Here is a 13,447-nt window from a genome sequence, read left to right as displayed (position 1 = left end):
CCGGTTGATTTACTTCAATTCATTGATTTACAAATGATCAGGAGCGCTTTCCTCCCCCGCCCATTCGGCAGAAACACGCACATAGTCCCCCACATCAGGAGACGTCACCAGTTCAATAATGATCAATTCGAGCGGTGTAATCGCCCGCAAACCATGTCTCGCACCGGCAGGTATTGTGACCGTGTCTCCGGCTGTAACTGCATGAAGAACGCCGTTCATACGGTACTCTCCATCCCCCGAAAGTAAAGACCATATTTCTTTGGTATGCCTGTGAAAATGATAGCTGGTGTGCTTTCCTGCCAACATCGTGATTTTGGAAGTCGTAACCTCAACCCCTGCAACTGTTCGTGAGAAATCGAGAATGCGCGAGCTTCCCCACCGCTTTTCTTCAATCATCGGCTTCGCCGCGTGACCCTCCAGCTTCTGCTTAATCCGTTTCGCCTGCTCGATCCCAGCAACCAAAATACCATCCGCACCTGCCGCCACAATCAAACCTGGGGCACCAATAACATGCACGGGACAAGAGAGCTCGTTCACCAAATAGGTTCCTTTTGAATCCTCAGAAATGCTCCCTCTGCCAATTGTTTTTACCTGCAAATGAGGGGTAAGTGCATCCCAACTACCAATATCCGCCCAAACTCCGGTGTAAGGAATAACTACCGCTCGCTGCGTATGCTCAAGCACTTCATAGTCAAAACTTCGTTCTGGCAATTCGTCATAAAGCTCCACTAGCTCCGTGTAATCTACTGGAAGCTTCCGTGCCACCATACTTGAGAGCAAGTGTCCTAATGAGCAGGAGAACACCCCACAGTTCCATAGTCCTCCACGGGAAATGAACTCGGCCGCCGCCAATTCGCCGGGTTTCTCTGCAAATTGCTTCACATTTAGAAAAGACGTCCCCTCTGAACCTTCACTCGGCAATATATACCCGAACTGTGTGGATGGGAATTCAGGCGTAACACCGATCAGGGCAATATCCGCTTGTGATTCGGACAGCACGCTGGGAAACTGCCGAAGCTGACTGAAAAAAGAAGCCTCTACATAAGAGTCCACCGGAATGACCACAACGATCTCTTCTAAGTTTATTTTCTTTACGGAATGCAAATAGCTCGCCGCCAGTGCAACTGCAGTAAAGGTTCCCCGCTTCTGTGGCTCCGCCAGTAAAGCAACCTGATTTCCAACAGATTTGCGGGTAATTTCCACCTGACTGCGATGAGTTACAATGCAGCTTGAATCTAACAATCCTGCCTCATCCAGCCCTCTGCATACTCGCTCGATCATCGACTCCATGCCGCCATTTTCTGTTGGGAGAAGTCTTAAAAATGCCTTTGACCTGATCTCATTTGACAGCGGCCACAGCCTCTTCCCCGATCCCCCTGAAAGGAGCACGATCTGCAACGTTATCGCCCCCCTGCGCTGGACTTACTACCCGGTGTTCTCACATACCCCTTCCGCTTATGAAAAGACAATGATCTGTATTTTTTCGCCAGCTCATTCAGCTTCTGCTTGGACAGCTGACCTGCATTCATATGAAGACCTTTATTGCGTGCTGTTTGGATCTTCATGCCCCCACGGTCCTTCGAATACAGGTAATTCCCATAAGTTTCGAATTCAGAGAAAGCAAATTGCTTAGTACGGTTCATACTGTGTAAAATCGCCGAATACCAGGGCTTCTGATGCTTTGCTTCTATTTCTCTTTTCATTTGGGCCAATTGACTACGTTCAAACAGCATGTAATGGGTCACAAAAGAGGATGTAGATGACGCCTTTCTACCCATCAGCTTCCTATAGGTTGTAAAGTACTGAGGCTGACTCCAATTGCGGCTGTAAAAAATCGTCTTTCCCTTCTCACGGAATCTATGAGGAGCGATTAAGACCGTATCTGCATCGATGACTAAAAAATAGTCAGCCGTACACAGCTTGTCACCATTCAATTTCAGCAATTGCTGAAACAACCACCCCGACCGTTCCCATGTGCGTGAACGGTAATGAATGTCTTTTTTCGTAATCGGCAGGACCGTATTCTCATTAATAAATGTGCAGCCCTTAGCACGGCAGAAATCAATGATCCGCTGCTTCTTGGGAGCAACAATCAAAATTTCGCCGATGGGATGCTTAACATGTGCTCGAACAGCGTCAATTACATAGGGCAGTGTAGCCAGATCTTTTTCAATAGCCGGAATCAGTACATCTATAGTAGCGGCATGTCTTATGCTGACTTTACGGGGTGAGGGCATAGGGTCATCTCCATATCATGATTTTGCTTTAGGATATGAGCATGATAAGGAAAGGGAATGGGCTTTACTGTAAACATAAGAGCGGGGCGCTCACGGAGCCTAATTCCAGCATTTCTACGGGGTTTATACCGTACTTTCCGCTCACCGATCCTAATTCCAGCATTTCTACGGGATTTATACCGTACTTTCCGCTCACCGATCCTCACCCACGCAACCAAACCTCACCCTTTATCCACACTATATCCAGCATTTTTTTCTGTGCAGCAAAAACGCTGGGATGGTATATTGTAGATTGGCTAAATTTAAGACACTATTTAAGATGAACTCAAAGCATCATAAGATTAGATTCTTTGAGGACACTCTATACCGAAATATATGAAGGTGAATCTATTGAATAAGCTCTTATTTCATAATATCCCGCTGGGAGCAACCGGCGAACGCATCCCGCAAGCGGCAGTAGCTTCAGCACAGACCAGCAAGGATCTAGTGAAGCGGGAAGAGGGGGACTCCGCTTATTTCCGCAGGCTAGAGGATGGTGGCATCCTGCTCAACCGCCCGCAGATTGCAGCGGTGCGGCATCATAAAGGGCCGCTGCTGACACTGGCCGGCGCAGGCTCCGGCAAAACCTCGGTTCTGATCTGCAGAACCGGTTATTTGTTGTCCGTGCGCGGCGTCTCGCCAAGTCAGCTGCTATTGCTGACTTTCTCTAGCAAAGCCGCGGCAGAAATGCGCGAACGAATCGCCCTGCTCCCGGGCGTAAGCACAGCGGACGTCGCAAGGCTGCAGGCTCGGACGTTCCATTCCTTTTTCTTGTTTTTCTTACGCAGACAGGGATTGCAGCAGGAAATTTTCAGTGAGACACGGCGCCAGCATATCCTATTGAAGCAGATCATGCGGGAGCTTGGGCTGCCGAAGGATGCTTATCCACCGGAAACCCTACTCTCACTACTCTCCTCCTGCAAAATGAACATGGGCACCGTGGAAGATCTACCGGAAGGAACCACTGCCGAAAAAGAAATGAAATCCATTCTAGAAATATATGAACAATGGAAACAAGACAATTTCAAAATTGATTTCGATGATGTCCTCTTAATTGCTTATCGGATGCTGAAGGAGCGTCCGGCGCTTTTGCAGGAATTGCAGATGAGATATTTGTATGTAATGGTCGATGAGTTTCAAGATACTAACGCCTTGCAGTACGAGCTTGTCAAAATGGTTGCTCACCCACAGCATAATCTAATGGTGGTTGGTGATGATGACCAAACGATTTATTCCTTCAACGGGGCGCGCAGCGAGTTCATTTTGGAGTTCGAGAAGCTCTATCCGGGAGCAAAGGTCATTACTCTCGATATTAATTACCGCTCGGGCCCAGCCATAGTCGGTCTCGGCAACGGCATTATCAAGCACAATACACGCCGGCGCTCCAAAACCCTGCAAGCGGCCAAAGGCAGCGGAAGTCAGCCCCGGTATCTGCGTCCGCAGACAGCAGACGAGGAAGCTGAGCAGATGGTCGAGCATATTTTAAATGAGGTCTCTACCGGCAAAAGAGAATATCGAGACTTCGCCATGTTGTACCGAGCGTCCAGCAGCAATCGGGCCGTTCTCGAACTGCTCCTTTTACGCGATATTCCTTATATTGATTACGGAGAAGGACAATTATTGTACGAGCACTGGTTGATCTCGCCGGTAGTGGATCATTTGAGACTCTCCGTAAATCGGCGGAATTTTGCAGCGATGGAGAATATCCTGCCAACGCTGTATATGAACCGTGAAAAAGGCATGAATCACATCCGCCAGATGGAAGCGAGACAGCCCAAGCAAGGACCGCTGATCCACCTGTTGTCTATGCCTGGCATGGAAGACTTTAAGGGAGGTAAGCTAAGAGATCGGCTCGATCTCATTCGGAATATACGTGAACTGACCCCGATACAAGCGATCCGTCAGATTCGTACCCAATTCTATGATTATTTCATCGAGGCGAATGAACGGCATCAAGCGACGCTGCACCGAGAGACGTTAAAAGAAATGCTAGATGAGCTAGAATCCTCCGCGGCGCGTTTTGACAGCATCCCTGCCTTTCTTGATTTCATAGATAATGTTACCGAGCGCAACGAGCATAATCGTCAACCTGGTACGAAAGAGCAAGGCAACCGGATTGCATTAATGACCATTCATAAATCAAAGGGACTTGAGTTCCCTGTAGTCTTTTTAATTGGAGCGTCTGAGGGAATCCTTCCGCATAGCTCTGCACTGGAGGGCGACCGGCTAAAAGACCGCAAGCTTGCGGCCGGAAGCAGCGGAGCTTCAAGCTTAGCAGCATTGGAGGAAGAACGGAGACTGGCGTATGTAGCCGTTACGAGAGCCCGAGAGGAGCTATTTATCAGCTCGCCCGCACAACATCGGGGTAAAAAAGCGGAGGTCTCCCGCTTCATGTTATCCGCCTTCCGATCTGCCGTTTCTGCTTCTGCAGCGACTTCGGTGGGCAGAACTGTAACGACAAGATCGGTAACGACAAGAGCCTTGCCGACCAGCCGAACAACCACAACAAAAACCCATGTCGTTCCAGTATGGAATTGCACGAGCAGCAGTTGTCCTGGTTGGACACGGATGAAAGCTGGCGGAGCTGAGGATCACTTGACCTCAAAACCCTGCCCACTCTGTAGCTCACCTATGACGAAAGATCAAAGAGAAGTTCCTGTATAATTTATACGCAAAAAAGCAAGTTTCCACTTCCTTGGAAACTTGCTTTTTAATATAACACGCCAGGGTTCAGCTTAGGTCCACGCCCACAAAAATCCATCCCGATCCCATGCGATCTTTCCGCCGTGCAGCTTCCGGAAAGCTTTCTTTACTTCCTTAGACAGTGAGGCATTGCCATTCTCATTCACAAATACAAATTGTTCCCCAAAATTCTCTTTCACATATTCAATCGCCGCAGTCTGATACAAGGTACCCGTAAAACGAATTTCCTTAACCATCCATTCGGCTACGTCTTGCGCAGTTACCTCCATATGGATATGCCCCCTTCCGTGTGTACTTCTTGCTAAAATGTGCCCTCATTATAACATGAATACAGCCCGACCGGACAAACGTCCGAATCGGGCTGTATTGGGCTGATTCTAATTATTGTAGATAGTTACGATTCGAAGGATAACGAGTCTTCTGTCCACCACTTACCATCAGCAGAATTCCTGTGATTAAGTGTAATCCCCAGCCCACGAATGGAATCCAAGCGAGTAAAGAAGTTATAATTCCGAGTACTGAACCATAAATAGATTCCTGGTTCTTTGAAGATACAATCAAAGTAACCAGGTGAAGAATAAACATCAATCCCAGTACAGAGTATCCACTGAACATTACAATAGCAGCACCCAGAAATGGAATCGCCAAAATAATCTCACACGAACCTGTAATCCATTTCATCGATTTAGAAGCACTCAATAGACAACCTCCTAAATAGGAAAAATATACTATTTAGTATACAAAAAATCCATGCTTATCGCATATGATTTCTGTCGTTCTTAACTATTTAGGTTCATATGAATAGTGTGGGTTCCTCTACTTCATGCTGTAATTGCTTCTGTACAAATGGAGGCAATCCTTCCTTACTCATTGCAGCCGAAGGAGCAAGACCTAAGCAGTGGCACATTAGCGGAGCTAGCCGCAACTGCGGGATTATTTGATCCTCTTTTTCCAGCGGTAATCGATCGACTCCAAACGTATATAACGGCACATCCCGTTCAGAATTGGTTATTCCGCCGTGGTACCCATTGGCATTCATCCCATGATCTGCTGTAATTAGAATCTTATATCCCTGCTCCATCCAAATGGGCAAAACAGTTGCCAGCAAGCCGTCGGCAGTACGCACGGAAAGCTCATATTCCTTGCTCTCCCCGCCATAACGATGCCCGGCGTCATCTATATTCATGGAGTGAATATATAGAAAATGCGGATCATAGGCACTTCGTAAATACACGGCATCGGCAAATACATGGCTATCGGGATAATGATCCTCGAAATAAAAGCTGCCATGCTGAATCGGCTTCATCACATTGTGCTGATGGCGGTCAGCCAGCGGATCAAAGGGGGCTGAATTATAAAGCTCACTGATCCAATGATAGGCGACAGCAGCTGTACGCAGATTAGCGTTCACTGCCAGATGAAATACGCTCTCTTCATGGCTTGGTCTCACAATATGGTTAGCCGTAATTCCATTTTTAGACACGGGTGTACCCGTTAAGAGCACTTCATACAGCGGACGTGACAAACTTGGTAACTCCGACTGTACCCGATAACAAGATAAGAGTTCCTGCTCTACAAGATGCTCCAGATACCCCATGTATGTGCGAGCTGCATCATATCTAAGTCCGTCTAAGACAACCACAATAAGCTTATTGGTCATTTCCGTCATTCTACTCACGCTCCTTCTCGCTCTAAATGTAAAAGCTCGGAAGGGTTCAGCGCCAACGTGACTTTATCCCCTTCTCCAACCCGCAGCCAGCGTCCATCATTTAAAAGATCAACCGTTAATCGGATGCCTTCAGCCTCAACTGTACATCGTATGATATTCCCTAACACAGAGACCGATTTAATGATTCCATTCACCAGCTGTGCTCCGGCAGCAGCCTCCTGTGGACCTGCTCCCTCATGCAGTAGGGTTACAGCCTCAGGACGAATAGCAAAGCTGTCCATCCCACTATCTATTCCGTGGAACAGCGCCATTACTTCAGGCCGAGTTAATACGTTATAGCTGCCCATGAACCGGGCAACGAACTCTGTGCGCGGCGAAGTGTATAGTCCTTCCGGTGTTCCATCCTGAACAATTCGTCCACCGTTCATAATACAGATGCGGTCAGATAGAATCAGTGCTTCCTCCTGATCATGCGTAACGAATAGTGTCGTCATGTTAAAGCGCTTCTGAATATCGCGAATTTCGGCACGTAGATTCTTACGAATCTTAGCATCGAGTGCACTTAGAGGTTCGTCCAGTAGTAATACTTTGGGCTGCACGGCTAGAGAACGGGCCAACGCTACCCGCTGCTGCTGTCCACCGGAGAGTGAATGCGGATAGACGTCCCGCTTCTCCTCCAGATCAACCAAAGCCAGCAATTCGTCTGCGCGACTACGGCGGGCCGACTTGGATAAACCGCGCATCTTCATACCATATTCAATATTTTGACTTACCGTCAGATTAGGGAACAGCGCATAGGACTGAAACACCATGCCCACCTCGCGTTTACGGGGCGGCAGATTGGCCAGATCTTTATTCTCCAAGAGAATTCTTCCGCCATCCAGCTCCGAAAGGCCAGCTATGCAGCGCAGTAATGTGCTTTTTCCACAACCGGAGGGGCCCAACAGCGTCACAAGCTCCCCTTCGCGAATCTCCAAATCTATATTGTCTAGCACACAGGTATCACCGAACATTTTGCGTATCCCCTGCAGCTTTAGATAATCGTTCATCCCTTAACGCCTCCTCCCATCTTTTTGCCAAGCTTCATCAGTACCATCGAAAGGACTAGAATAAACAGAAAATAAGAGATTGCAATCGCGCTGGCTAAATGTCCGCTTTCGCCCATTCTTTGATAAAGATATACCTGAATCGTCTGAATATGCCCTCCAACTAGCATGTTTGTAAGGACAAATTCGCCGAATAGAACGGAGAAGGATAACAGGGTGGAGACGATAACCCCAGGCCAGATATTTGGTAAAATCACATTCACAAAGGCCGTTCTGCGGCGGGCACCAAGCAATTCCGCAGCATGCAGCAGTTCTACAGCGTTAACGGTCAACAGACTATTGCGAATGCCCTGATACATATAGGGAAGGATGACCACAAAGTACGCTCCTACCAGTAAGTAAGCTGTTCCAGCGATGTCAAAGAGACCAGTGGAATAGGTACGGATAAGTCCCACCGCAGCCACTACACCGGGCACGGCATAGGGCAGAACAACAATCACTTTCATAAAGCTCTCCCAATGTGGAAAATAAATCGTGATGACAAAAACAGCTGGCAGCATCACGGCCAGACTCAGCACCACGCTAATCAGGCATAAATACAGCGAGGTCCAAAGCGCCTCTAAAAAACGAATATCCTTAAACATTTCGCTGAACCAATTCAGTGTCCAAGCTTGAGGCAATAAGGTATTCTGCCAGTCCAACGCAAAAGCATACATACCGGTTGCCAACAGTGGTAGTAATAAATACACCATGAGCAATAGCATGAAGGTCCGTGGAGCGAAGCCCGCTTTACGTATATTCATTGCCGAGCCTCCTCACTTGCTGCTGTCCATAAGCGCCGAGAAGATTTGGCTTTTACATTCGGTTTACTGAGCGCTTTAGCTCCGAATCTCTCCGTGCGCCGAACCATCAGGTGATTCAGATAGACGGCCAAAATCGTAGTCAATCCAAGCAGAACAGCAAGCGTACTGCCCATTTCCGGCTGAGTCACCACATCTCCGGCAACGAGTGAACCGATCCGTACCGCCAGCAGATTATAATTACCGCCAACCAAAGCATATGCTGTAGCATAAGCGCCCATCGCATTAGCAAACAGTATCCCGAGTGTGCCGAAGATCGCCGGCGTTAGAATCGGTAGCCCGATCGTCTTCCAGAACTGCCACGGCCCAGCCCCCAGCAAGGAAGCCGCCTCTCTCCACTGCTCACGGATGCCATAAAAAGACGGATACAAGAGCAGTAAGGCTAACGGAACCTGAAAATATACATACACCAAAATCAAACCAGACCAGCTATATAAATCAAAATCGGTAAAAACACTCCAGCCCCACTGTTTGAATAAGAGCGTAAATACCCCGTTATTTCCGAGCAATATAATATATGCAAAAGCTAAGGGAACCCCTGCGAAGTTAGAGGTCATATTCGACAACATTAAGAGTCTGTCCCTTACCCTCGGAGTGAACCGAGTAATACAATAGGCACAAAAAAGTCCGACAATGATCCCTATCAGACTTGAAGTTAAAGCGATCAGCAAGCTGTTTTTAATTGCCTGCATGTAATAGGCACTTTGCAGTGCGTGCAGATAATTACCTAGCGTAAGCCCAGTCCCATCTGCCTTTTGGAAACTTCCCGTCAGCATGGACAATACAGGTACCAGCTGAAATGCTAACACCATCAGTGCAAACGGAAGGAGTGCCAGGATCACACCGCGGCTTTTCTGTTTCAACTTACTCACTCCTTGTCGCGGGAATAGAACAAGGGCACCTTACGGCATCGTGACGAAGGCGCCCTGCTTCTTTTTTTAGGGGGAGAACAATCCTAGTTCAAATGCACAAGTACACGTTCCTGCCATAGCTGCGGAATAGTCTTCGCCGTCTCTTCCCAAACCTTGTAATCACCTACAGGTTTAGCGTTGACATACTCTTCTTTGGATAGCAGCTTAGCCGCAACATCATCAGGCAGCTTTACACTGTCACGGATCGGACGAGCGTACCCTTTGGCAAGGTTAACCTGTCCTTCATCACTAAGGATATATTGACGTGTCAGCTTCGCAGCGTTAGGATGCGGCGCATATTTGTTAATGATCGTTGCATAGCCGCTCACTACACTGCCTTCCTTTGGAATGGCTACCGCGAAGCCATCTTTGTTGATCTGGTCTCTATAGTTCAAAGCGTTGAAATCCCACAGCAGGGTAACTTCTACTTCCCCTTTTTCAATGTTAGCAAGGGAAGCTTCTGCATTGGAGAGACGCCCTTTTTTAGCCAAATCCTCGAAAAAAGCAATCCCCGGCTCAATGTTCGACTCATCGCCACCAAAAGCAATCGCTGCGGCCAATACAGCCATCTGCGCTTGAGCAGCTTTGGTTACATCGCCAACGATGATTTTGTAGCTGCCGTTCTTCAGATCTTCCCAGCTCTTCGGTGGATTAGCCACGAGCTTGGTGTTCGTCAGAAACGAAATCGTCCCTTGATAGCCCACAATCCAATTTCCGTCCTTATCCTTAGCCCAATCGGGGATCTCATCCCAATAGGTCGTTTTATAAGGCTGCGTTACCCCTTTATCTACAGCAACCGATCCAAAAGCGATCCCTACATCTCCAATGTCAGCCGTTGGCTTGTCTTTTTCCGCATCAAACTTGGCAATTTCCTCCGCGCTCGACATATCGGTATCTGAATGTGTAAGACCATACTTACTACTCATATCACTCCATGTATCTTTCCAGTTCGCCCAGGAATCCGGCATTCCCACACTGATAACACTGCCCTCTTCTTTAGCTTTACTCTCGATCTCGGTCAGACTTAATTCTTTGGTGCCAGCATTTCCATTCGTTGATTCGTCAGCCTTAGCCGAATTTCCACAAGCAGCAAGCAACAGGACGAGCAAGGATAACATTAGACCCATCGACAATTGATTTTTGATCCCTTTTTTCATGATTTCCCCTTCACTCCTATTTCTTATTTGCGGGCTTCTTTATGCTCAAACTGTTAGGCACCCAATTGCAGTATAGGCGTGTACTATTTTCGTGACATTAAGGAAGATAGGAATATTTGTAAATAAAAATGAAGACATGCCAAAAAGCCACCTGATCCACTCAGGCAGCTTTGGTGTTTACGTTATTTTATTAAAGCCATCTTACCTTCTACGTGCCGCCATACTAACCACACCGTATCTATAGAGCACTTTCTTACCGAACCAACCAAATAGCCGATCCGTGAAAAAGCCCATAAAACCAAGGCAGAACAAACCAACAAATATCCAATCGGTACGAAAAAATAACCGTGAATTCCAAATCAGATAACCTACACCTTCGTTCGAAGCAATCATTTCCGCCCCGATAATCGCCATATACGAAGTTCCCATTGCTAGCCGGATGCCTGTAAAAATGTACGGTATCGTCGCCGGAACGATCACATGAATCAGGATTTGCCACTCACTAGCGCCCATACTGCGGGCTGAGCGGATTTTATCCTCCTCCACAGACATGACACCGGTCAAGGTATTCAGCACCACAATAAAAAAGGTAGCGTACATAATCAACGCAATCTTCGACTGCTCCCCAATCCCAAACCACACTAGAAACAATGTGATAAACGCAATCGGCGGGATAAACCGGATGAAGTTCAGAAAAGGCTCTGCAAAGATACGAATCACATTCACTTTTCCAATTACCAATCCTACGGGAATCGCTATTAAACTGCCGAGTACCCAGCCAATGAGCACCCGGTAAAAGCTAATGCCGATATATTGCATCAAGGTGCCATCTTCCAGCAGTTCCCGTCCACCCTTGAACGTACTCCATGGCCCAGGGATCACATCAGGACCGTAGATCACCGCTCCAAGCTGCCAGATGCAGAGTGCGGCAATCCATAGTATGGATACGGAGACCCATTTCTTTTCCACCCATTTCATCATCTGTTCCACCTTATCCTATTCTTCGAAATGGCTCTGAATTTGATTGTATAGCGAGTAAAATTCCGGTGAGCTTATATCCCGCGGATAAGGGAGCGTGTTGTCATAAATGTTCGTGATGTTAGAGGAAGGCCCCACAGACATAATGCCGATCCGTTCCCCCAGCAGTAAAGCTTCCTGAATATCATGGGTTACAAAAATCACCGTCTTATGCGTCTGTTGCCAGATATTGACCAGCTCCTTCTGCATCGTCCTCCGAGTCATCGCATCCAGCGCACCAAATGGCTCATCCATCAGCAGGATCGCCGGATCATTGGCGAGCACTCGTGCCAGCTGGACACGCTGCTTCATACCACCTGACAGCTCCTTAGGGAATTTCTGCTCATGCCCGTTTAGCCCAACAAGCCCGATGAACCTATCCGATATTGTATGTCGTTCTGCCTTCGCGATTTTCTTCATTCTCAGTCCGAACTCCACATTCTCTCGAACCGTTAGCCAAGGAAATAAAGAGGAATCTGCTTGCTGGAACACTACTGCCCGATCTCTGCCCGGCTTATTCACCTCTTCGTCATCCACCCGAAGGTTACCACCAGATTTGGAAACAAATCCGGCGATCATATTCAGCAGCGTCGATTTTCCGCAGCCACTTGGGCCGAGTAGAACGAAGAACTCCCCACCTTTGATTACGAGATCCACGTCTTTAATAATATAATGAACATCTCCGGCGACTGGCTCACTGTAGCTCTTGCGAAGCTGCTCAATATGAATGGTGTGCTGCTTAGCAGGTAATGACATGCTGAACCCTCCTATTTCTTATACGTGACTTCATCCGGCAAAGCTTTGGTCAGCGGTTCAAGATTAAGCTTGCTATCCAGATCGAAGTCCTTTTCGATGATTCCAGTGTCGACCATATATTTCTTCTGTTTAGTCAGACTGTCATATGCTTCCTGCGTGAACCCAAGGGCCCAAGGATTATTTGGAAGATCTTTGATCGTGGATTCCTTAGGCTGCTTCACTTCCTCGTACATCAGATCAGCCACCTCATCCGGATGAGCCTGTGCATAACTCCCTGCTTCATCCACTGCTGCGAGAAAATTCGCGATCTCCTCTGGATTGTTGGTTACAAAATCATTACCTGCTACAATGCCCATACCTAACCGTACGGTTGTTTTGGACATATCCGTCAGCTCATGTACGCCAGCAAGGGCACCCAGCTTATCATTAAGAACAGAACCATAGAACCATGCCCCATCCACAGCCCCCTGCTTCAAAGCAATATAAGATTCATCAAAGGCTCCCTGTCCTATCAATTCCACATCACTTAGAGCAAGCTCATGTTCTTTCAAATATTCATCCCAAAGGTATGGAATAAAGGTTCCGCGAATAAAGCTTAGCTTCTTACCCTTCAATTCCTCAGCTGTCTTGATGTCATCCTGTACGAACAGCTTCCATTCTGTTGAAGCTTCGTCTGTCGCTAGACCTGCCGAGGCGATGATAGAGTAATCCCCTTTCGACACTGCGTTCAGCAAGGGGAAATCCGCCCCGAAAGCCACATCCACCTGTTTAATGAAGAGTGCATTCACACCTTCTGCCGGAGAACCAAAGTTAACTAGTTCAGCATCTATCCCGTGTTTGGCAAAGATACCTTTATCTAACGCCACACGAAAAGTTGGATTCGTATTGATGTCGGCGATTTTAATCTTCAATGTCTCTTCTTTGCCGCTTGCTGCTCCATCTTTAGCGGGCGACGCATCACCTTTGGAGCTGCAGCCTGATAAAAGGATAACAACGGATAAGGATAAGAGCAGAAAGCTAGAGTTGATCCATGATTTTTTCAAAACAACATC

The 13,447-nt window shown here is 47.5% G+C and carries 13 protein-coding genes; 1 reads left to right on the top strand and 12 read right to left on the bottom strand.

Features of this window, described 5'->3' with window-relative positions; translation table 11 throughout:
* Positions 1-27: 27 nt before the first annotated feature.
* On the bottom strand, positions 28-1,389 hold the full coding sequence (locus tag M2444_RS12650) for a sugar phosphate nucleotidyltransferase (RefSeq protein ID WP_280787201.1): 1,362 nt from the start codon (positions 1,387-1,389) through the stop codon (positions 28-30).
* A gap of 11 nt (positions 1,390-1,400) precedes the next feature.
* Positions 1,401-2,237: a DUF6492 family protein gene (locus tag M2444_RS12645; protein WP_094878614.1), complete on the bottom strand. Its 837-nt coding sequence runs from the start codon at positions 2,235-2,237 to the stop codon at positions 1,401-1,403.
* A gap of 390 nt (positions 2,238-2,627) precedes the next feature.
* Between M2444_RS12645 and M2444_RS12640 the strand changes: the two genes are divergently transcribed.
* Entirely contained in the window at positions 2,628-4,940 is a 2,313-nt protein-coding gene (locus M2444_RS12640; protein WP_280787128.1) for a UvrD-helicase domain-containing protein, read from the top strand.
* Between the two features lie 71 nt (positions 4,941-5,011).
* Here M2444_RS12640 and M2444_RS12635 read toward each other — a convergent pair whose 3' ends face one another.
* The 10 genes from M2444_RS12635 to M2444_RS12590 form a co-directional block, all read right to left on the bottom strand.
* The gene (locus M2444_RS12635; RefSeq protein WP_042123499.1) at positions 5,012-5,248 is read right to left on the bottom strand and encodes a DUF6953 family protein; all 237 of its coding nucleotides are present in this window, start codon (positions 5,246-5,248) and stop codon (positions 5,012-5,014) included.
* A 112-nt stretch (positions 5,249-5,360) separates the two neighbouring features.
* Positions 5,361-5,678 carry a hypothetical protein gene (locus M2444_RS12630; protein WP_280787127.1) on the bottom strand — a complete coding sequence of 106 codons (318 nt, stop codon included), beginning with the start codon at positions 5,676-5,678 and terminating at the stop codon, positions 5,361-5,363.
* A gap of 94 nt (positions 5,679-5,772) precedes the next feature.
* Positions 5,773-6,648, bottom strand: coding sequence for an alkaline phosphatase family protein (locus tag M2444_RS12625; RefSeq protein ID WP_280787126.1), 876 nt, complete (start codon positions 6,646-6,648; stop codon positions 5,773-5,775).
* Positions 6,649-6,653: 5 nt separating this feature from the next.
* A complete protein-coding gene (locus M2444_RS12620; protein WP_280787125.1) occupies positions 6,654-7,697 on the bottom strand; it encodes an ABC transporter ATP-binding protein in 1,044 nt (347 codons plus the stop codon).
* A complete protein-coding gene (locus M2444_RS12615; protein WP_094873848.1) occupies positions 7,694-8,497 on the bottom strand; it encodes an ABC transporter permease in 804 nt (267 codons plus the stop codon). The genes M2444_RS12620 and M2444_RS12615 overlap by 4 nt, the downstream gene beginning before the upstream one ends.
* Positions 8,494-9,417: an ABC transporter permease gene (locus tag M2444_RS12610; RefSeq protein WP_280787124.1), complete on the bottom strand. Its 924-nt coding sequence runs from the start codon at positions 9,415-9,417 to the stop codon at positions 8,494-8,496. The genes M2444_RS12615 and M2444_RS12610 overlap by 4 nt, the downstream gene beginning before the upstream one ends.
* A gap of 92 nt (positions 9,418-9,509) precedes the next feature.
* Positions 9,510-10,622, bottom strand: a complete 1,113-nt coding sequence (locus M2444_RS12605; RefSeq protein WP_094877261.1) for an ABC transporter substrate-binding protein — start codon at positions 10,620-10,622, stop codon at positions 9,510-9,512.
* Positions 10,623-10,823: 201 nt separating this feature from the next.
* On the bottom strand, positions 10,824-11,600 hold the full coding sequence (locus tag M2444_RS12600) for an ABC transporter permease (RefSeq protein ID WP_094873842.1): 777 nt from the start codon (positions 11,598-11,600) through the stop codon (positions 10,824-10,826).
* 18 nt (positions 11,601-11,618) lie between these two features.
* The gene (locus tag M2444_RS12595; RefSeq protein ID WP_094877260.1) at positions 11,619-12,395 is read right to left on the bottom strand and encodes an ABC transporter ATP-binding protein; all 777 of its coding nucleotides are present in this window, start codon (positions 12,393-12,395) and stop codon (positions 11,619-11,621) included.
* Between the two features lie 11 nt (positions 12,396-12,406).
* Positions 12,407-13,438, bottom strand: a complete 1,032-nt coding sequence (locus M2444_RS12590) for an ABC transporter substrate-binding protein (protein WP_280787123.1) — start codon at positions 13,436-13,438, stop codon at positions 12,407-12,409.
* Between the last annotated feature and the right edge of the window lie 9 nt (positions 13,439-13,447).

Origin of the sequence: Paenibacillus sp. PastF-3 (genome assembly GCF_029893135.1) — a bacterium.
GTDB lineage: Bacteria > Bacillota > Bacilli > Paenibacillales > Paenibacillaceae > Paenibacillus_AQ > Paenibacillus_AQ nitricinens.
This window is presented reverse-complemented; position numbering and strand designations above follow the sequence as displayed.